Here is a 19,085-nt window from a genome sequence, read left to right on the forward strand (position 1 = left end):
TCAGGTGAGGACCACGGAGTGCTCCCGCAGCGGCACGAGTTCTCCGACCACCGGCGCGCCGGGGATCTCCCCCGCCACGAGCAGCCCGCCGGAGGTCTGCGCGTCGGCCAGCAGCAGCCGGGTGTCCTCGTCGGCCTGCCCGAAGTCCGTGACCGGAGCGACCCAGTCCAGATTCCTCCGGGTGCCGCCGCTGACGTAGCCGTCCCGGACGGCTTCCCGCGCCCCGTCGAGGTACGGCACGGCCGCGGTGTCGACCACGGCGGTCACGCCCGAGGCGCGGGCCAGCTTGTGCAGGTGGCCGAGGAAGCCGAACCCGGTGACATCGGTGGCGCACGTCGCGCCCGCGCGCAGGGCCGCGGCCGACGCGTCGCGGTTGAGCGCCACCATCGTGGCGACCGCCTGTCCGAACCTTTCACCGGTGGCCTTGTGACGGTTGTTCAGCACGCCCAGACCCAGGGGCTTGGTCAGCGACAGCGGCATGCCCGGCCGGCCCGCGTCGTTGCGCAGCAGGCGCGCCGGATCGGCCAGGCCGGTGACGGCCATGCCGTACTTGGGCTCGGGGTCGTCCACGCTGTGCCCACCGCCCACGTGGCAGCCCGCCTCGGTGGCGATGTCGAGCCCGCCGCGCAGCACCTCGCGGGCCAGGTCGAACGAAAGCACCTCGCGGGGCCAGGCCAGGAGATTGACGGCGAGAAGCGGACGGCCGCCCATCGCGTACACGTCGGAGAGCGCGTTGGCCGCGGCGATGCGCCCCCAGTCGTACGGATCGTCCACGACCGGGGTGAAGAAGTCCGCCGTGGAGACCACCGCCCGGTCCGGCGCGCCGGCCGCGTCGGGCACGGTGACGACGGCCGCGTCGTCGCCGGTGGCCAGACCGACCAGGAGCGTGCTGTCACTCGCGGTCGCCGTCGGCCCGGACAGCCCGCGCAGGACGTCCTCCAGCTCACCGGGCGGGATCTTGCAGGCGCAGCCGCCGCCGTGGGCGAACTGCGTCAGACGTACCGGTGTTTCTCGTGTGGTGGTCATGCCGGGTCCTCCGGGTCGTGGGTCTGGCCCTCCGGTAGCCTGGGCGGGCGATGGAGGCGTGTGGGTGCCTGGTGGCCCTCCCGGTCTTCAAAACCGAGGTGTCCGAGAATCTCGGGCAGGCGGGTTCGATTCCCGTCCGCCTCCGCTCTCCGCGTCCGCCCGGCAACGCCGGCGCTGGTCGTCCACGCGTTCGGTGTGCCCCTGGGCGTCCAGGAACTCCAGCAGCGGTACGGCAACCCGGCGTGTGGTGTCGAGGGCGCGGCGGGCCTCGCTGAGCGTGAACGGCTGCGGCAGTCGGCGCAGTACGGCGTTCGCGCGCACGTCCGCGTCCGGGAGCAGCACGATCCCGTCGCCGACCCGCAGCAGGGCGCCCGCCGCGACCGCGGCGGCCAGGGTCCTGCGGGTCAGCCCCAGCTCGGCCAGCCGGCCCGCCTCCGGGGCGCGGAACGGCGCCCGCGCCAGCTCCCGCCGCAGCGCCTCGACGGCTGCCTGGACGGGCGGCGGCAGTGCCGGCCGCAGGTCTCCGGGACCGAACAACCGCCCCTGACTGCCGCGCAGCTTGCCCGATGTCCGGGCGAGGGCGTCGACCAGTGATCTGTCGGGCAGGCCGAGCAACCGGCGGGCCGCCTCGGTGGGCAGGCCGGGCTCCAGCGGGTGCTCGGCCCCATGGCGTTCGACCTCGGTCTCCAGGCGGTCCCGCAGTGCCGCCCAGTGGTCCGGGTCGGCCAGCCAGTCACCGGTGACCGGCGCACCGGGGGCGGGCACGCCCATCGCCGCCAGTTCGCAGCCGCGGAGGAGTCCGCGCCGCCGCAGTTCCGCCGCGCCGTCCGGACGGCCGGTCAGGTTCGCGAGTTCGGCCGCCCTGGCGCGGGCTGCTCCCCGCCGGGCCAGTTGTGGCGGCCGTACGTCGAGGACGGTCGCCCCGCAGGGCGTGCGCCCGCCGCCCGGTTCCCGCAGTACGGCCCGGTCGCCGACCCGCAGGGGCAGCGCGCGGGTCAGGGACAGCCTGGCCGTGTCCGGGCCGAACGGCCGGACGGTGACCGGCACCGCGGCCGTCCCGATGTGCAGGGTGAGCGTCCGGGGCAGGTCCTCGACCGGCGCTCCGCCGACCCGGACGTCGATCAGGTCGGTGAGCAGCCAGCGGTCCGGAGTCAGCAGCACCTGCCCCCGCTTCAGCAGGCCGTCGGCGGTGCCGTGCACGTTGACCGCCACGCGCGCCACCCCGCTCACCGCGGGGACGTCCTCGTGGAGGCACTGCAGGCCGCGCACCCTGATGACGGTCGCGCCGTCCCCCGCGACCAGTCGGTCGCCCACGCGCAGGGTGCCCGCGCCCAGGGTGCCGGTGACGACCGTGCCGTGACCGCGCACGGTGAAGGCGCGGTCCAGCCACAGCCGTACATCCGCGTCGGCCGGCGGGACGGGCAGTGCGTGGCCCAGCTCGGCGAGTTCCCGCCGGAGTTGATCCAGTCCGGCACCGGTCGGCGCGCTCACCGCGACGGACGGCACGGTGCCGAGCGAGGTGGCGGCCATGCGTGCGACGGCGTCCGCGCGCACCGGCTCGGGGTCGGCGAGGTCGCTGCGGCTCACCGCGAGCACGGCGTGCCGCACTCCGAGCGCGTCCAGGATCTCCAGGTGTTCCTGCGACTGCGGCTGCCATCCCTGGTCGGCGGCCACCACGAACAGCACGCCGGGCACGGGCCCGACACCGGCCAGCATGGTGGCGACGAACCGCTCGTGGCCGGGTACGTCCACGAAGGCGAGGTGCTCCCCTGCGGAGCCGCCGGACGCGTCCGGGTCGAGCCGCGTCCATACGAACCCGAGGTCGAGGGTGAGCCCCCGGCGCCGCTCCTCCTCGAAACGGTCGGGTTCCATTCCGGTCAGCGCCCGCACCAGGGCGGACTTGCCGTGGTCGACGTGTCCGGCGGTGGCCACTACCCGCATGGGGGCTACCCTTCCGCGGCCGGGTCCGAGACCGACCGCACGGCCTCGGCCAGCCGCTCGTCGTCCTCCGGCGGCACCGCCCGCAGGTCGAGCAGGCACCGGCCGGCCTCCAGCCGTCCCACCACGGGGACCGGCCTGGTCCGCAGGGCGTCGGCGTACCGCTCGGGCAGCGACAGCGCGGCGCTGGGCAGTGTCACTCCGGGAGCACCGCCACCGCCCACCGTCGCGGCGCTGACGACGACCGCGACGTCGACGCCGTCGGCGTGCAGGGCGCGGGCGAGCCGCTCGGCTCGGTCGGTGAGGCCCGCCGCGGTGGCGGCCAGCGCCCTCGCGGTCGGTGTCGCGGGCCCGGTCAGCGTGGCCTCCAGGGCCGCGAGGGTGAGTTTGTCCACGCGCACCGCACGGGCGAGCGGGTGCCGGGACACGGTCCGCACCAGTGCCTCGTCGCCGAGGAGCAGGCCGCACTGCGGGCCGCCGAGGAGTTTGTCGCCGCTCGCGGTGACCAGGGACGCACCGGCCCGCAGCTGGGTCTCGGCGTCGGGTTCGTCGGGCAGCACGGGGTGCGGGCCGAGCAGGCCGGAGCCGATGTCGACGACCACCGGAACGCCGAGGGACGTCAGTTCCCCCACGTCGGCGGTCCGGGTGAATCCGGTGATGCGGAAGTTGGAGGGGTGCACCTTCAGCACGAAGGCCGTCCCGGGACCGGTCGCGGCGGCGTAGTCGGCGACGGTGGTGCGGTTCGTGGTGCCCACCTCGCGCAGCCGGGCTCCGGTGGACACCAGCAGGTCCGGCAGGCGGAAGCCGTCCCCGATCTCCACCATCTCCCCCCGGCTGATCACGATCTCCTTCCCGGCGGCGAGCGCGGTCGCCACCAGGACGAGGGCGGCGGCGCCGTTGTTCACGACGTGCGCGGCCCCGGCCGACGGCACCCGCTCGCGCAGTGCGGCGAGGGCAGTGCGGCCGCGGCGGGCACGGACGCCGGTGCGCAGGTCCAGTTCCACGTCCGTGGGACCGGCGGCGTCCTGCACCGCCCGGCGGGCCGCCGCGGACAGCGACGCCCGGCCGAGGTTGGTGTGCAGCACCACGCCGGTGGCGTTGACGACCGGCCGCAGCCCGCCTGCCGTGCGCGGCAGCAGGGCGACGGCCGTGGCCGCCACGTCCTCCGGCGCGACGGAGCCGGCGCGCGCCTGCTCCTGGGCCTGCCGCACAGCCGCCTTGACCACCGCCGTGCCCAGCCGTCGAGCCGCCTCCGACAGGCGTGTGTCTCGCATCAGCGTGTCGGTGCGGGGAATCCGCCGCCGTACGTCCGTCGTGTCAGGGCCCTGGTACGGGCGGGACCGGCCGGTCCCGCCCGCTTCGGGGCCGTTCGCGCCGCCGACTGGGGCAGCCGCCGCCCGCTGGTCCACGCGGCCCCTCCCTCTTCGCTCGATTGCAGGGCTGCTCGGGTACACCCATCGTCTCCGACTGCCCCGCACCCGCGTCACGACACGCCCGACGGCGGTTGCCCACCTGCCTCCCCGGCGTCGTCAGGCGCGAGCCAGCTCGGCGGCGCCGAACGAGACGTCGAAGCGGTCGCACCAGATGGACACGCTGCTGTAGCCCGACGGGTCCACGTCACGAGGGAGGGCGTAGTTCTGGTTCCCCTTGTTGCCCTTGAGTGCGCCGAGGCTGACGTACTCGCCGTCGTCGAAGACGTGCCACCCGGCCGTCCCCTGCTTCACCGGCGCGTCGGTCAGCCAGACGCGCAGGTCCGGCCCGCTGCTGGTCGCGAGGTTCTCCAGCCGCAGGACGTGGGAGCCGTCCGCCAGTTGGACGAGCTTCACCGTGCCCGATGTCTCGTGCTCATGACTGATCAGCTCACCGCTCGCCAGCGTCCGCGGACCGGCGGCCGGGGAGGGCTGCCCGGGGGACCGTTGCGGAGCCGCGGCGGAGGGCGCCGCGGCTGAGGGTTCCGAGGCGGGGGGTGCCGAGGTCTCCACGACCCCCGGCAGGGCCTCTTCGACGGTCTTGTCCTGCCACAGCTTCCACGGCTGGAACCAGTACAGCCCGAAGCCGGCCCCGCCGACCGCCACCACCAGCACCGCGATGACCAACGGCCTAGTCAGTACCCTGCGCACGCGCGCCATTTCCGCCTCATCTCCTGGGAGTTCTCCTGTTGCCCTCCCATTCAACGCAAGCGGGAGCCCTCCCGTGCCACGCAGGGCATGACGAAACCCTTACGCCGGACCGTCCGCGCAGGCGCGGGAGTACCGGACAGCGGTCCGCTCAGCGGTGCTCGGGGTTGTCCGCCCCCGGCCGGCAGCCCGCGTCCCATTCCGAGCGCTGGTTGCCATGGGCAGGGATGCCGCCGGCGCGCTTGAGCATCGCCGCCAGGTGCATCAGGTTCCAGGTCATGAAGGCGGTGTTGCGGTTGGTGAAGTCGTTCTCCGGGCCGCCCGAGCCCGGGTCCAGGTACGAGGGTCCGGGCCCGGCCGGACCGATCCAGCCCGCGTCGGCCTGCGGCGGGACCGTGTAGCCGAGGTGCTGCAGGCTGTAGAGGACGTTCATGGCGCAGTGCTTGATGCCGTCCTCGTTGCCGGTGATCAGGCATCCGCCGACCCGCCCGTAGTAGGCGTACTGACCCTGCGCGTTCAGCAGGCTGGAGCAGCTGTACAGGCGCTCGATGACCTGCTTGGTGACCGAGCTGTTGTCGCCCAGCCAGATGGGTCCGGCCAGGACGAGGATGTCCGCGGCGAGCACCCGCTCGTACAGCGCCGGCCAGGCGTCGGTGGCGAATCCGTGCTCCGTCATGTCCGGGTAGACGCCCGGCGCGATGTCCTCGTCGACCGCGCGAACGAGTTCCGTGGTCACCCCGTGGGCGTCCATGATGCCCCGGCTCTTGTCGATCAGCCCCTGGGTATGGCTGAGCTGGGGGGACGGCTTCAGCGTGCAGTTGACGAAGAGCGCACGCAGGTCGTCGAAGCGGTAACCGTCCCCGGCGGACGGGACGGACGGTGCTGCCATGGCGGACTCCGGGGGTGTAGCGGAAAGGGTGTGGGGCGGGGCGACCCCGGCAGCGTCTCGCGGAAAGCGCGCGGTGTCCCCCTGCGACGCACCGCCACATGGTGGTTTCCGGGCGCGCCCGAAGACGCGTCGTGCGCCGGCCCCGGCGGTGGGTGCCCGAGCGGTCGTCCTACGGAGTCGTGACGTGGCACGCGCGGTCCGCGGTGCGCGGGGGCTGCCGCCCTAGTGTGAGCGCGTCACGAATCGCGCCGGCCGGGACGCGCGGGACGTAGGCCTCGATGGACCGGTGGTGCTGCCCGCTTCAGGAAGCGGCCGCGGGCGGCACCACCTCGGGGAGGGGCGACGAGGACCACCGCGTCGACCGCAGGGGTGCGGGGGCGACCTGAGGCCGCAGTGGTCCCGGAGCGCGCGGCCCTCCCTCAGTGCGGTGGGCGTGGGCACCGCCGGGGGCGGGTGCGGTGGGGGTCGAACAGCTGGGCGCCGATGCCGGCCAGGATCAGGCCGCTGGTGACGAGCAGTCCATCGGCCACGGCGGCGCCGGTGACCAGGACGGCCACGGCGACCGCCACGGTCCACCAGGCCCGTCCACGCCGGTACTCGCGCGGCCGGACGGGACGGCCCGCTCCCAGCGCGCGGGTGAATCGCGGATCGTCGCGCTCGCACCGTGCTGCGAGAGCGACCAGGCGTTCTTCGTCGGACTGAGGCATGGCGCCTCCCTCCTGGGCTCGCGGCCCCGCCGAAACGTCGGGCGGTCAGGCCCCTGGCACACGGCAGGGCGCCGGCCTCGGGCCGCCCCGCCCGGACTCCAGCCTTCCGCCCCGTGGCGACCGCCCGCCGTCGGCGGCTGCCTCCGTCCCGTCGAGCGGCCGGCCGGCACGAGCCGCCGCCGCCGTCCCCCTTCCTCGGCGGCACATGGGTGCCGTCACGGATGGCGGCCGGTCGGGCAGCGCTCACGATGAATGATGGCGGCCCGCCAGGAACACGTCGAGGAGGCGAAACGAGGTGCCCCTGTTCTGGTGGATCTTCCTGCTGAACGCTCCTGTGCTCCTTGCCGCCACCGCTCTGCTGCTCGGGCCGGTGACCGTCTCCACCCCGGTCCTGCTCACCGAGGCCGCTGCTCACCGGGGGACCGGCCGCCATGCTCGTCGCCGACGCCCCTCCTGCCTCGCGTCGGCCTTGCTCCGGACCGCCTCACCCGAGCCATGACGACCACCGGTCTGCCGCGCCCGGGCCGGCGTTGCGTGGTCGGCGGGCACGGAGAGATCGCGGCACCGGTCACGGCGTTCAACACGATGCCCGACCGTCTCGAGGAGGAGCGCGCCACCAGCAGCGCCCGCGCCCTTCGCGCCCAGGAACCGCCACCGAGTCCACCCATCCCGGGGCTGTCCGTCAGGCATCGCCTACGGGCACGTCCCCGATGTCGAACCCTGAGCGCCGGCGTCCTCGTCCCCGGCGTCGGCGAGTCCGGGTGCCGCGCGCCACCTCGGTGATCAGCGCCCACGCGGGTCAGTGCACCAGCTCGGCCACGGCCATCGCCTCCAGGCGGGCTTCGTCGGCGGTCACGCAGTCGTCGAGCGCCGTGAGGTAGCGCTCGGCCTCCAGAGCCGCCGCGCAGCCGGTCCCGGCGGCGGTGATCGCCTGCCGGTACTCGTGGTCGACGACGTCGCCGCACGCGAAGACGCCGTTGAGGTTGGTGCGCGTCGACCGGCCTTCCACGGCGATGTAGCCGGCGTGGTCGAGGGAGACCTGGTCCCTGACGAGCTCGACGCGCGGATCGTGGCCGATCGCGATGAAGATCCCGGTCACCGCCAGGTCGGTCTCCTCCCCGGAGTTCACGTCACGCGCGCGTACACCGGTGACCTTGTCCTGGCCCAGAACGTCGATCACCTCGTGGTTCCACAGGAACCGGATCTTCTCGTTGCGGCGGGTCCGCTCCTGCATGATCTTCGAGGCGCGAAGCCTGTCACGGCGGTGCACGAGGGTGACCGAGCGGGCGAACTTCGTGAGGAAGTTGGCCTCCTCCAGCGCGGAGTCACCGCCGCCGACGACCACGACGTCCTGGTCGCGGTAGAAGAAGCCGTCACAGGTGGCGCACCAGCTCACGCCGCGCCCGGACAGCCTCTTCTCGTTCTCCAGCCCCAGCTCGCGGTAGCTGGACCCGGTGGCAAGGATGACCGCCCTCGCACGGTGCGTCTGCCCCGCGCTGTCGACGACCTCCTTGACCTCCTCAGCGAGACGGGCTTCCACGATGTCGTCCCGGACCAGTTCGGCACCGAACTGCTGGGCCTGGGATCTCATCCTGTCCATGAGGTCCGGGCCCAGTACCGCCTCGGGGAAGCCCGGATAGTTCTCCACATCGGTGGTGTTCATCAACGCGCCGCCGGCGGAGACGGAGCCCTCGAAGACCAGCGGGCGCAGCAGTGCGCGTGCTCCGTAGAGCGCCGCGGTGTAGCCGGCCGGGCCGGAGCCGACGATGATCACTTGCCGGACGGTCTCATTCATCTCGATCACCTACCTCGGCGAGGCTGCCGGACACCCGCCACGGTGAGACCTCGGCGGCGGTCGGCACTGCGTACCCAATCAAGGGCCCGACCCGTGCCACCGGCAGGCGTGGTCCCGGCAGCAGACCAGTCCACCATGCACCGGTCAGGATCGGCGCGCATCCCGTCGGCGTCGGACTTGTCCCGTCGCCGTACTCTGGGGCTGAAGCGCCTCTGCTCCGGTGACCGGTGAACGAGCCTCCGGCGGGCGCCTCTCCCCACGCGGGGAAGCCACGACGACGCTACGCGGAGGACCGACATGACAGAGCAGGCACAGAGGGCGGTTCTCGCAGGGGGGTGCTTCTGGGGCATGCAGGACCTGATCCGGCGCCTCCCCGGGGTGCTGTCGACCCGCGTCGGCTACACGGGCGGCGACGTGCCCGACGCCACGTACCGCAACCACGGGACTCACGCCGAGGCGATCGAGATCACCTACGACCCCGACCGGACCGATTTCCGCACGCTGCTCGAGTTCTTCTTCCAGATCCACGATCCGACGACGAAGAACCGGCAGGGCAACGACATCGGCCTCAGCTACCGCTCGGCGATCTACTACGTGGACGCCGAGCAGAAGGCGACGGCCGAGGACACGATCGCCGACGTCGAGGCCTCCGGCCTGTGGCCCGGCAAGGTCGTGACGGAGGTCGAACCCGTCGGCCCCTTCTGGGAGGCCGAACCCGAGCACCAGGACTACCTGGAGCGCTACCCCGAGGGATACACCTGCCACTTCGTCCGTCCGGGCTGGCGGCTTCCCGCCCGCGCGAAGGACTGACAACCGCTGCCCGAGCGGTCGCGTCGTGCCGTTCGCCGCGGGACGACGCGACCGCAGAGCCCTGTGGCCAAGCACCAGCCCCTAACCCAGGTAGAAGTCCCGGCGTGCGGCGACGAACACCTCGACCGACTGGGCGGGGATGCCGGTGACGCGTTCGACGTCGTGAGTGGCTCGGTCGTAGCGGTTCTCGCGGTGCAGCCGGGCCATGGTGAGGATGTGCTGTTCGGTGTGCGGGGGCAGGCCCACCTTGGCGAGCACCTCGGCCCGCCACTGCTCGGGCGGCATGTCCACGTAGGACACCGGTCGTCCCAGGGCCCGCGAGAACTCCTCGGCCATCCCGGTCATGTCCATGGTGCGGGGGCCCGTCAGCTCGTAGACCTCTCCCACGTGCGGCGCGGGGTCCCGGAGCACGGTCGCGACCACCCGGGCGACGTCGGACACGGCGACCGGCGAGGTGCGTCCGGAGCCGAAGGGCAGCGTGATGGTGCCGTTCTCGCGGATCGACAGTGCCGGCAACGCGGTGAACAGCGGATTGTCCAGGAACGCCGTCGGCCGGATGTGCACCACGGGCAGACCGGACCAGTTCAGTACCTGTTCGGCCAGCCAGTGCAGCCGCTGCTGATGCGACTCGGCCGTACTCGTGGCGGTCATCTGCGACACCGTCATCTGTGACATGCCGACCAGCCCGTCCAGCTGCGCGCCCGCACGCGCCACACTGGCCACCACGGTTGCCGCCAGCAGGTGGTCCGGCGACACGGGCATGGCGAAGTACATCCGCGCGACGCCCTCCAGGGCGGCCGCGACCTTCTCGGGCCGGGTCAGATCTCCTACGACGACCTCCGCGCCGAGCGCGCGCAGCTCGGCCGCGCGTTCGTCGTCCCGGCGGACCATCGCGCGCACGGGCACGTCCCGCGCGCGCAGCTCCTCGAGAACCGTACGGCCGACGCCACCGGTGTGTGCGATGAGTACGAGATTGCTGGTCACCATGACCCGATCTTGCCCTCACCGATCGTGTCGGCGCGTGATCACACGCGCGTGTGCGGGCAGAGCGGCGGGAGTTCTTGGCATATCCCTGCAACAACCTGGCCCTGCACAAGGCGGCCCGGTACATCGGCGCGACGTACGACAAGGCACTGGCTCCCGTCGGCCTGCGCGGCACGCAACTGAGCATCCTCCAGAAGCTGAGCGAGCACGGTGAGACGACCATCTCCGCACTCGCCGACATGATCGCCATGGACCGCACGACGATGGCCTCGAACCTCAGGCCGCTCGCGCGGGAGGGCCTCGTGACCGTCGAGCAGTCGGCGCGGGACCGCCGCGTACGGATCGTCACGATCACGTCGGACGGACGCTCCCGGCTGAAGGCTGCGCTGCCGCACCGGCAGTCCGTGCAGTACCGGTTCGAGGCAGGCTTCGGCGCCGAGGAGGCCGCCCGGCTGCGGGCGTCCCTGGAAGCCGTCCTTCACACCGGCTTCCACCCCTGGGGCGAGTAGGGCGGGCCACGCCCCCTGCGGGCGACGCACCCTCCCACGACGCTCCCCCGCCACCGTCCCGCCTCCGGCGGACCAACCCCGTTGGACCACGTGCCGACGGACCACCTGGGCGCGGGCTTCTCTCGCGCCCAGGTGGTCCGGTGCCGGTCATGCGCTGCGGTGGCGACGGTCAGCGGCCGGGGCGCGCTGCGTGACCTCCTGGAGCACCCAGCCGTTGCCGTCCGGGGCGCTGAAGGTGGCGAAGGAGCCGTAGGAGGCGCCGTCGGGGTGCGGACCCGCCAGGCACTCCTGGCCCGCACCGTCGTGGACGACGTCCCCAGAGATCCACGAAAAGGTCCTTGCCTTCTTGGATGGGTCGCATGGCTGCGGGAGCCGCCGGCAGCGGATCGCCGATCACCGCATGTGGCTGCCCCTATCCGGTCACACCCCTCCACTGGACCGCACGACCGCACGACCGCACGAAGCACTATGTGTCCGATTGCGAACACCTTCGTGAGGACGTGGGGCGGCGCCCCGAATCGCCTCGCGGGCGGTACCCGGTCATCCTGGAGAGGAGGGGGCCCCGCCTTCCGCAGCCGGAGGGAGCGCCGATGAAAGCAGTACGGACGCACGACCGTGACGCGGGCGCGGACGGCCTGGTCCTGGAGGAGGCACCGTATCCGTACGCCGGCGAGGGCGACGTCATCGTGCGCGTGCACGCGGCCTCCTTCACCCCGGACGAACTGTCCTGGCCGGGCTCGTGGGTCGAGCGCAGCGGCCGCGACCGCGCTCCCGTCATCCCCGGGCACGAGGTGTCGGGTGAGGTCGCCGAGGTCGCGGTGGGCACCACCGGGCTCTCGGTCGGTCAGCGTGTCATCGGGCTGACCGACTGGAACCGGGACGGCGCCCTCGCGCAGTACGTGGCGGTGGAGGCGCGCAATCTGGCTCCGCTGCCCGCGGGAATCGACCATGTGCAGGCGGCTGCCCTGCCGATGCCGGGGCTCACCGCCTGGCAGGGCCTCTTCGTCCACGGAAGACTTCAGGCCGGGCAGAGCGTGCTCGTGCACGGTGCGGGCGGGGGCGTGGGAATGGCCACGACACAGCTGGCCCACGACGCGGGGGCACGCGTGGTCGGGTCGGGGCGTGCGGGGAGCCGGGAGCGGGTGCTGGAACTCGGCGCGGAGGAATTCCTCGACCTCGGCCAACCGGGGTGGCAGGAGGCGGCAGGCCGCGTCGATCTCGTCTTCGACGCACTGGGCGGGGAGGTGCTCGATCGGTCGGCAGCCGTGGTCGGTCCCGGTGGCACCCTGGTGAGCATCGCCCAGCCGCCGCGCGTGCGTCCGGAGGACGGCCGGGCCATGTACTTCATCGTCGAACCCGATCGCGGTCACCTCCTGGAGGTCATTCGCCGCTACGTGGAGGGACGGCTGCGCCCGCTGGTCGGTGCCGTGCACCCGCTGGACCACGCGCCGGAGGCGTTCCGCGCCAAGAAGGGGACCGCCGGCAAGACAGTCATCCGCGTGGCCTGAGCACCGGGCAGCCGCGCCGGGCTCGGTCCAGGGCGTCCACCTCGTCGTCGCGGACATCGAGCGTCCCCCGCCCAGCCGGCCGACGGCGCCTCCTACGGCTCCTCGTGCGACCCCGGCGACCCCGGCGACCCCGGCGACCCCGGCGACCGATGATCCAGGAGGTCACGCAGCGCGCCCCGGTCGCTGAGCGGCGCACCGGCTCCGCTAGCCCCCGGAACCGCTGTCGGTGGGGTTGTCGTCACGGACGCGCTCGGCGAAGGCCTCCTCGGTCTGCGCGATCCTGTCGGCCTCCTCGAACACGGCGAGGACCTGCGCGGCGGGGACGACAACGGCGCCGGACACGTCGGCGAACACGTGGTCGCCCGGCCGGACGGTCACACCGGACACGACGACCGGCCGGTTGACCTCGAACGGCGTGACGACGTCGCCGCCCCACTTGGAGGTCTGACCGAGACAGTAGACGGCGAGCTCATGGGTCGCGATCTCGACGAAGTCCCGGAGCCGGCCGTCGGCCAGGACGCCCGCGAGCCCCTGCGCGGCCACCAGCGAGAGCTTCGTCCCGCCGCCGAGTGAAACGTGGGGATGCCCGTTGCCGGCGAGCACCAGGACCCGGCCCCGCGCGCCGTCCTCGACGGCATCGTGGAACAGCCGGGTGAAACTGAACCGCTCAGGGGGCAGGGACTCGGCGCAGGACGGGAGATAGGAGATCGTCAGAGCGGGGCCCAGGAGGACTCGGCCCGGGGTGGGAGTCACCAAGTCGTCGATGTGACACCGGTGGCGGTGCATCCGTCCCATGGCATCGACCACGTCGGGGGTCCGCACCCGCGAGGCGAGCTCTTTCAGGCGGTCGTCCATCTCTGCCATGAGATCTCCCAACCCGACGGGCCGCGGTGTCGCGGGCGCTCACGCCGCGGCCCGCGGCCACGTCGTACGTCGTCATCCGGGTATGGGCATCCTGAGGTGGTCCAGTCCGCTCGCGTCCAGCCAGGTCTCCGTGGGAGAGCGGACCAGGCGCAGCAGAACGCCCTCACAGCCGGGACAGCGCAGCACCGTCCCAGGACCGTCGAGGTAGGCATGGGTCCGGGCGAGCATCATCTGTTCGCCGCAGCCGCGGCAGCGCCCCCAGGCGGTCGTCATGTCGGTTCCGAACAGGGCCTGGAGGTCGCCGGCGGCGGCATTGCCGTCGAGGAAACCCGGCGTCGAGGTCATCGGGATGCAGCTCCCTTCGATTCGGGGAACCGGATGCGACCCGGCTCCGCCAGGGCAGCGGTCCAGCACTAGCCACCGGGTCCGAAACGCTCGGTCCGGATGCGGCCGGGCTCGTGACCCAGGGCCACCAGCAGGCCGGCGGCCGATTCGACGAAGCCGGTGGAACCGCAGACGTAGCAGGTGGGTTCGAAGTCCGGTGGCCATCCCGCGCCGGACAGATCCGAGGCCGTCACGTGTCCGGGAGGCCGCGGCCATTGCGGCGGGGTGGAACGGGTGTAGAGGTATGCCTTGTCCAGGCCCGGGTCGCCCTGCCTCAACTCCGGGGCGAACAGCTGGTATTCGGGGCTGCGCACGGAGTAGACCAACCGGAAGGGCGTACGGCTGCCCACCGCACGGCGGGTGCGGATCATCGCCATCAGTGGTACCAGACCGGAGCCGCCACCGACGAGCAGAACGGGCTCCTTCTGCTCGGGCCGCCACACGAACCAGCCGCCCACCGGTCCGCGCAACTCCACGGGGTCACCGACGGCGAGGTCATCCGTCAGGTACGGGGACACCTCGCCGTCGTCGACGCGCTGCACGGTCAGCTCGACGCTCTCGCCGTCGGGTGCGGAAGCCAGCGAGTAGCTGCGCTGTGTGCTGTAGCCGTCCTCCGCGGTCAGCCGCATGTCCACATGCTGCCCGGCCTGATGGCCTGGCCAGTCGGGCACCTCGAAGACGAGGGTGCGGGCCACCGCCGACTCGACGCGCCGATCGACAAGACGGGCCGTCTTCCAGCGCAGTCGGTCCCCTAGTCGCCTTGATACCGCTGCTCCCGCCATGGGTCCCCATAGTCGTGGTAGCCGATGGTCTCCCAGAAGCCGCGTTCGTCCTCGTCGAGCAGCTGGATGCCGCGAACCCACTTGGCGGACTTCCAGAAGTACAGGTGCGGCACCAGCAGCCGGGCCGGGCCGCCGTGTTCCGGCGCGAGTTCGTCGCCGTCGAAGCGGTATGCGATCCACGCCTGCCCGTCGAGGAGGTCTGCCAGGGGCAGGTTGGTGGTGTAGTCACCGTAGGAGTGCACGAGCGCGTACTCGGCACCGGTCTCCACGTCCTCCAGCAGCAGGTCCAGGGAGACTCCCTGCCATTCCGTGTCGAACTTCGACCACTTGGTGACGCAGTGCAGGTCGACGGTGGGCGTCTGACTCGGCAGCGCCAGAAGCTCCGCCCAGTTCCAGCTGTGCCGCGCGCCTGTCTCCGTGCGGATGGTGAACTCCCACTCGTCATGGTCCAGCACGGGGGTCGGACCTGCCGACAGTACGGGGAAGTCGCCGGTCTCGTACTGCCCGGGGGGCAGTTTGTGCCGCGCGTCGCGCGCTCGGCCGTGGAATCCGCGTGAAATGACGGGCATGCCGTGCCCCCATTCTGCGATGTGGCCTCATCCCATTCTTCAGGACATCGCCCGGCACAGCATCTCGGCGGCGAAGCCCCGGTAGGGCGTCGCTCCTGCGCGGCCGGGTGCCCCTGTGCCGTGACCGGCGTCCGGGCGGGCCCGGACCGGATGGCAGGATGAGCGGCATGGATGTCCGCAGCAGGAACAACGTCGTGGTGACCGGCCGCCCGGACGGCCCGGTCGTGGTGCTGGCGCACGGCTTCGGCTGCGACCAGAACATGTGGCGCCTGGTCGTTCCCGCTCTGGCCGAGAACCACCGGGTCGTGCTCTTCGACTACGTCGGTTCCGGCGGCTCGGACCTGTCCGCCTGGAGCGAGGAGCGTTACGCGTCGCTGGACGGCTACGCCCAGGACGTGGTGGAGGTCTGTGAGGAGCTCGATCTTCGCCGGGCGGTTCTCGTGGGGCACTCGGTCAGCGCCATGGTCGGCGTGCTGGCCGCACAGGCGGCGCCGGAGCGGATCGGGGCGCTGGTGATGGTGGCACCCTCTCCCCGCTACATCGACGACGAGGGCTACCGCGGCGGGTTCTCCGCCGGGGACATCGACGAGCTGCTCCAGTCGCTGGAGTCGAACTATCTGGGGTGGTCCTCGGCGATGGCCCCCGTCATCATGGGCAATCCTGAGCGTCCCGGGCTCGGGCAGGAGCTGACCGACAGCTTCTGCGCGACCGACCCGGACATCGCGCGGGTCTTCGCACGGACCACGTTCCTGTCCGACAGCCGCCAGGACCTGAAGGGCGTGCGCGTGCCGACACTGGTGCTCGAGTGCGTCGAGGACGTCATCGCCCCGCGCGAGGTCGGCGCGTACGTACACGCCGCCATCCCCTCCTCCAGCCTGGTCACCCTGAACGCGACCGGACACTGCCCGCAGCTCAGCGCACCACAAGCCACCGCTGAGGCGATCCTCGGCTTCCTGCGGTCCCTGTGATGTGCCGGGCCGACCAGGATCCCGATCCCTCCGGCACCGGGGACGAGACGGACATCAGCGCGGTGTTCACGTCGCTGATGGAGGACAGCGCCGAGGAGTTGTACGAATCCGCTCCGTGCGGATACCTCTCGACCCTCATGGACGGCACCGTCGCCAGGATCAATGCCACGCTGCTGGGCTGGCTCGGCATGGAACGTGAGGCGGTGGTGGGCCGGCTGCGCTTCACGGATCTGCTGACCGTCGGCGGCAAGCTCTACCACGAGACGCACTTCGCACCCCTGCTCCGGATGCAGGGCGAGGTCACCGGCATAGCCCTGGACCTGAAGGTCACGGGCGGTGCCCGGTTGCCGGTGCTGGTCTCCTCCGTGCTCAAGCGCAGCAGCGACGGTGAACCGCTGCTGATCCGCACCACCGTCTTCGACGCCACGGACCGCCGCGCGTACGAAGCCGAACTCCTGCACCGCAAGCGGCAGGCCGAGCAGGCCCGGGCCGAGGCCGAGCTGGCGCGCGCGGAGGCGGAAGTGGCACGTCGGCAGGCCGAGGCCGACCGGGCGCGGCTGGCCGACGCGTTGTCCGTGCTGCAACAGTCGTTGCTGCCGACCTCGCTGCCCGCCGTGCCCGGCATGGACACGGCCGTCTACTACCACGCCGCCTCCGCCTACCAACTCGGCGGCGACTTCTACGACCTGTTCCCCATCGGCGGCACCCGCTGGGGCTTCTTCCTCGGCGACGTGTGCGGCAAGGGCCCGCAGGCCGCGGCCCTGACATCGCTGACCCGCTACACGCTGCGCGCCGCCGCGCTGCACGACCCGGACCCGGCCACCGCCCTGGCCACGCTCAACGCCGTCCTGCACGATCGGTACACCGCGGGCGGTGACCCCCGCTACTGCACCGCCGTCTTCGGCGTCGTCGACACCGGCACCGGCGACGGCCCCACCATCCGTGTCGCCTCCGGCGGCCACCCCCCGGCCCTGGTCCTGCGGTCCACGGGGGAAGTCGAGTCGCTGACCACCGCTGGGGGCCTGCTCGTCGGCGTGCTGCCCGCCGCGCCCTTCGCCACCGCCGGGACCACGCTCGGGCCCGGCGACACCGTGCTGCTGTACACCGACGGCCTGACCGAGGCGCGTACCGGCCCCGGCCGTGACAGCCTGTACGGCGAAGACGCCCTGCACGCCTTCGTCGCCGCCCGCGCCCCCGCCACCGCGCAGGAACTCGTCGCCGCGTTGACGGAACTGCTCGACAGCTTCGGCGCCGGCCTCGACGACGACACCGCTCTGCTCGCCCTCGGCGTTCCCGCCGTCCGTCCGCATTCCCGACCGGCAACGAACCACGATCGATGACTTTGCTGAACATCACCGAACGAATCACCGCCACCGGATGCGTCCTGGAGGTCGCCGGCGACCTCGACCACGCACGCGCCGGGGCCCTGCGCCAACGGGTCGAGTCCCTGACCCTGCTGGCCGGCCAGCGCCTCGTCATCGACCTGACCGGTCTGACCTTCTGCGACTCCAGCGGCATCACCGCCTTCCTCGCCGCCCGCCAGCAAGCCATGGCCGCGGGAGCGGACATCGTCCTGTCCGGCGTCCCGGACAACACCTTGCGCGTCCTGACCCTGGTGGGCCTCGACCAGGTCTTCACCATCAACCCCGCCTGACCACCGGTCCACCGGCGGACGTGCCGGACCTGGACGGCTACGCTGGAACCACAGGCTGACAAGGATGCGATGCGATGGGTGACGGGCGCATGCCTGGACCGTCCCACCAGGACGAGCTGCTCGCAGCCGCGTGGGAGACGCACCGGCCCGCCGTGTTCGGTGTGGCCTACCGGCTGCTGGCCAGCGTGGCCGACGCCGAGGACGTGACCCAGGACGTGTGGCTGCGGGCGGCGGGAGCGGATCTGCGTGACGTCCGCGATCTACGGGCCTGGCTGGTGACGGTGGCGGCGCGCCGGTCGTACGACATCCTCCGGAGTGCTCGCCTGCGCCGGGAGACCTACGTCGGCCCGTGGCTGCCGGAACCACTGCTGACGGGGCCGGACGCGGCCGAACCCGTGCTCGTCGACGAGTCCGTCGGTTCCGCGATGCTCCTGATCATGGAGGAGCTGAGCCCGCCGGAGCGGGTTGCCTTCGTCCTGCACGACGTCTTCGGGCTCGAGTTCGCCCGGATCGCGGACGTGCTGAGCGTCTCCGTGCCCGGTGCCCGGCAGCTCGCCTCGCGGGCCCGGCGGCGGGTGGCCCGGGCGAAGCAGTCCGTGCCGCAGGCGCCCAGGGCGGAACGGGAGCGGGTGCTGGCGACGTTCCGCGCTGCCTACGAGGCGGGTGATCTCGCCGGGCTGATCAGGCTTCTGCATCCGGACGCCGTCTTCGTCACCGACGGCGGCGGGGAGGTCTCCGCGGCGCGCAAGCCCATTTTCGGTGGAGAGCGGGTCGCCGAGGTGATGGTCCGGCTGGTGCGGCAGCGGCGTCCCGACCGCATCCAGGTCGTCGAGGTCGGCGGCGAGCCGGCGCTGCTGTTCCGCCGGGAGGGGCGGGTCCACTCCGTCGACACGGCGCAGATCACGGACGGCCTGATCACCACCTACCGCAGGGTGCTCAACCCGCGGAAACTTCCTCACGTCTGAGCCGTCACACCGCGAGCTGCTGCCTCGTCTCCCTGGTGAGACCGCGGCGTGCGGCGGCGAGCCGCCGCCCGCCGCGCCACCGGGACGGCCCGCGACGCGGGCCGGCGACGAAGCGAAGGAACCATGACCGAAACCCAGCGCGTCAACATGGGCAAGCAGCACCCGGCCCCCTACAAGGCCCTCATGGCCCTGTCGGCGGAGGCCGAGGGCGCGGCCGCCGCGGCGGGCCTCGACCCGCTCCTGGTCGAGATGCTGAAGATCCGCACGTCCCAGATCAACGGCTGCGCGTTCTGCCTGCGCCTGCACACCCGTGACGCCCTGAAGAAGGGCGAGAGCCCCGACCGGATCGCCGTACTGCCCGCCTGGGCGGAGACCGGCTACTTCTCCGAGACCGACCGCGCCGCGCTGCGGCTGACGGAAGCGATCACGGGCGTGGCGGACGGACACGTCAGCGACGAGGACTACGACGCCGCCGCGGCCGTGCTCACCGCGGACCAGGTGTCGGCGGTGGCGTGGCTGGCCACGGTGATGAACGCCTTCAACCGTGTCGCGATCACCAGCCGGTACCCCGTCCGGGACTGACCTCGGCGCCGTGAGCCTTCGGGGCCCGGCCCCG

19 protein-coding genes, 1 tRNA gene and 2 pseudogenes are annotated in these 19,085 nt (G+C 72.4%); 10 read left to right on the forward strand and 12 right to left on the reverse strand.

The window, feature by feature from the left end; translation table 11 throughout:
* Window positions 1-1,026 (reverse strand): selenide, water dikinase SelD, encoded by a 1,026-nt coding sequence (gene selD, locus ACGF8A_RS19155; protein ID WP_393109585.1) that lies wholly within the window; start codon window positions 1,024-1,026, stop codon window positions 1-3.
* Between the two features lie 52 nt (window positions 1,027-1,078).
* Between selD and ACGF8A_RS19160 the strand changes: the two genes are divergently transcribed.
* Window positions 1,079-1,171: transfer RNA gene (locus ACGF8A_RS19160), tRNA-Sec, on the forward strand.
* 83 nt (window positions 1,172-1,254) lie between these two features.
* Here the strand turns inward: ACGF8A_RS19160 and ACGF8A_RS19165 are convergent.
* The 5 genes and pseudogenes from ACGF8A_RS19165 to ACGF8A_RS19185 all read right to left on the reverse strand — a co-directional run.
* Window positions 1,255-2,967, reverse strand: a pseudogene (locus ACGF8A_RS19165) (GTP-binding protein); the annotation flags it as partial.
* Between the two features lie 5 nt (window positions 2,968-2,972).
* On the reverse strand, window positions 2,973-4,238 hold the full coding sequence (gene selA / locus ACGF8A_RS19170) for an L-seryl-tRNA(Sec) selenium transferase (RefSeq protein ID WP_393109587.1): 1,266 nt from the start codon (window positions 4,236-4,238) through the stop codon (window positions 2,973-2,975).
* 255 nt (window positions 4,239-4,493) lie between these two features.
* Complete coding sequence (locus ACGF8A_RS19175) at window positions 4,494-5,093, reverse strand: DM13 domain-containing protein (protein WP_393109589.1); 600 nt, start codon at window positions 5,091-5,093, stop codon at window positions 4,494-4,496.
* Between the two features lie 139 nt (window positions 5,094-5,232).
* A complete protein-coding gene (locus ACGF8A_RS19180) occupies window positions 5,233-5,970 on the reverse strand; it encodes a flavodoxin family protein (protein WP_393109591.1) in 738 nt (245 codons plus the stop codon).
* A gap of 419 nt (window positions 5,971-6,389) precedes the next feature.
* Entirely contained in the window at window positions 6,390-6,677 is a 288-nt protein-coding gene (locus ACGF8A_RS19185; RefSeq protein ID WP_393109593.1) for a DUF3040 domain-containing protein, read from the reverse strand.
* Window positions 6,678-6,972: 295 nt separating this feature from the next.
* Here ACGF8A_RS19185 and ACGF8A_RS19190 point away from each other — a divergent pair.
* Window positions 6,973-7,325 (forward strand): annotated as a pseudogene (locus ACGF8A_RS19190) (sensor histidine kinase); the annotation flags it as partial.
* A 151-nt stretch (window positions 7,326-7,476) separates the two neighbouring features.
* Here the strand turns inward: ACGF8A_RS19190 and trxB are convergent.
* Window positions 7,477-8,472 carry a thioredoxin-disulfide reductase gene (gene trxB, locus ACGF8A_RS19195; RefSeq protein WP_393109595.1) on the reverse strand — a complete coding sequence of 332 codons (996 nt, stop codon included), beginning with the start codon at window positions 8,470-8,472 and terminating at the stop codon, window positions 7,477-7,479.
* Between the two features lie 297 nt (window positions 8,473-8,769).
* Here trxB and msrA point away from each other — a divergent pair, with 297 nt between their 5' ends.
* Window positions 8,770-9,282 (forward strand): peptide-methionine (S)-S-oxide reductase MsrA, encoded by a 513-nt coding sequence (gene msrA / locus ACGF8A_RS19200; RefSeq protein ID WP_393109597.1) that lies wholly within the window; start codon window positions 8,770-8,772, stop codon window positions 9,280-9,282.
* Between the two features lie 81 nt (window positions 9,283-9,363).
* On the opposite strand, the gene ACGF8A_RS19205 is transcribed toward msrA, so the two are convergent.
* Entirely contained in the window at window positions 9,364-10,269 is a 906-nt protein-coding gene (locus ACGF8A_RS19205) for an NmrA family NAD(P)-binding protein (RefSeq protein WP_393109599.1), read from the reverse strand.
* 74 nt (window positions 10,270-10,343) lie between these two features.
* On the opposite strand from ACGF8A_RS19205, the gene ACGF8A_RS19210 reads away from it, so the two are divergent.
* Both ACGF8A_RS19210 and ACGF8A_RS19215 read left to right on the forward strand, forming a co-directional pair.
* Window positions 10,344-10,775: a MarR family winged helix-turn-helix transcriptional regulator gene (locus ACGF8A_RS19210; RefSeq protein ID WP_393109601.1), complete on the forward strand. Its 432-nt coding sequence runs from the start codon at window positions 10,344-10,346 to the stop codon at window positions 10,773-10,775.
* Window positions 10,776-11,365: 590 nt separating this feature from the next.
* A complete protein-coding gene (locus ACGF8A_RS19215) occupies window positions 11,366-12,283 on the forward strand; it encodes an NADP-dependent oxidoreductase (RefSeq protein ID WP_393109603.1) in 918 nt (305 codons plus the stop codon).
* A gap of 204 nt (window positions 12,284-12,487) precedes the next feature.
* Here ACGF8A_RS19215 and ACGF8A_RS19220 read toward each other — a convergent pair whose 3' ends face one another.
* From ACGF8A_RS19220 to ACGF8A_RS19235, 4 genes are all read right to left on the reverse strand, one after another.
* A complete protein-coding gene (locus ACGF8A_RS19220) occupies window positions 12,488-13,147 on the reverse strand; it encodes an RraA family protein (RefSeq protein ID WP_393109605.1) in 660 nt (219 codons plus the stop codon).
* A gap of 72 nt (window positions 13,148-13,219) precedes the next feature.
* Window positions 13,220-13,492 (reverse strand): DUF6510 family protein, encoded by a 273-nt coding sequence (locus ACGF8A_RS19225; RefSeq protein WP_393109607.1) that lies wholly within the window; start codon window positions 13,490-13,492, stop codon window positions 13,220-13,222.
* A 68-nt stretch (window positions 13,493-13,560) separates the two neighbouring features.
* The gene (locus ACGF8A_RS19230) at window positions 13,561-14,313 is read right to left on the reverse strand and encodes a ferredoxin reductase (protein WP_393109609.1); all 753 of its coding nucleotides are present in this window, start codon (window positions 14,311-14,313) and stop codon (window positions 13,561-13,563) included.
* Complete coding sequence (locus ACGF8A_RS19235; protein ID WP_393109611.1) at window positions 14,283-14,882, reverse strand: sulfite oxidase-like oxidoreductase; 600 nt, start codon at window positions 14,880-14,882, stop codon at window positions 14,283-14,285. Before ACGF8A_RS19235 ends, ACGF8A_RS19230 begins: the two co-directional genes overlap by 31 nt.
* A gap of 167 nt (window positions 14,883-15,049) precedes the next feature.
* Here ACGF8A_RS19235 and ACGF8A_RS19240 point away from each other — a divergent pair, with 167 nt between their 5' ends.
* The 5 genes from ACGF8A_RS19240 to ACGF8A_RS19260 all read left to right on the forward strand — a co-directional run bounded on the left by ACGF8A_RS19240 (window position 15,050) and on the right by ACGF8A_RS19260 (window position 19,051).
* Window positions 15,050-15,850, forward strand: coding sequence for an alpha/beta fold hydrolase (locus ACGF8A_RS19240; protein ID WP_393109613.1), 801 nt, complete (start codon window positions 15,050-15,052; stop codon window positions 15,848-15,850).
* Window positions 15,850-17,190, forward strand: a complete 1,341-nt coding sequence (locus ACGF8A_RS19245; RefSeq protein WP_393109615.1) for a PP2C family protein-serine/threonine phosphatase — start codon at window positions 15,850-15,852, stop codon at window positions 17,188-17,190. The genes ACGF8A_RS19240 and ACGF8A_RS19245 overlap by 1 nt, the downstream gene beginning before the upstream one ends.
* Entirely contained in the window at window positions 17,187-17,504 is a 318-nt protein-coding gene (locus ACGF8A_RS19250; RefSeq protein WP_393109617.1) for an STAS domain-containing protein, read from the forward strand. The genes ACGF8A_RS19245 and ACGF8A_RS19250 overlap by 4 nt, the downstream gene beginning before the upstream one ends.
* Before the next feature lie 74 nt (window positions 17,505-17,578).
* Window positions 17,579-18,469, forward strand: a complete 891-nt coding sequence (sigJ, locus tag ACGF8A_RS19255; RefSeq protein ID WP_393109619.1) for an RNA polymerase sigma factor SigJ — start codon at window positions 17,579-17,581, stop codon at window positions 18,467-18,469.
* 123 nt (window positions 18,470-18,592) lie between these two features.
* Entirely contained in the window at window positions 18,593-19,051 is a 459-nt protein-coding gene (locus ACGF8A_RS19260) for a carboxymuconolactone decarboxylase family protein (protein WP_393109621.1), read from the forward strand.
* Window positions 19,052-19,085 lie beyond the last annotated feature (34 nt).

Origin of the sequence: Streptomyces sp. NPDC047706 (assembly GCF_043204795.1) — a bacterium.
Taxonomy (GTDB): Bacteria; Actinomycetota; Actinomycetes; order Streptomycetales; family Streptomycetaceae; genus Streptomyces.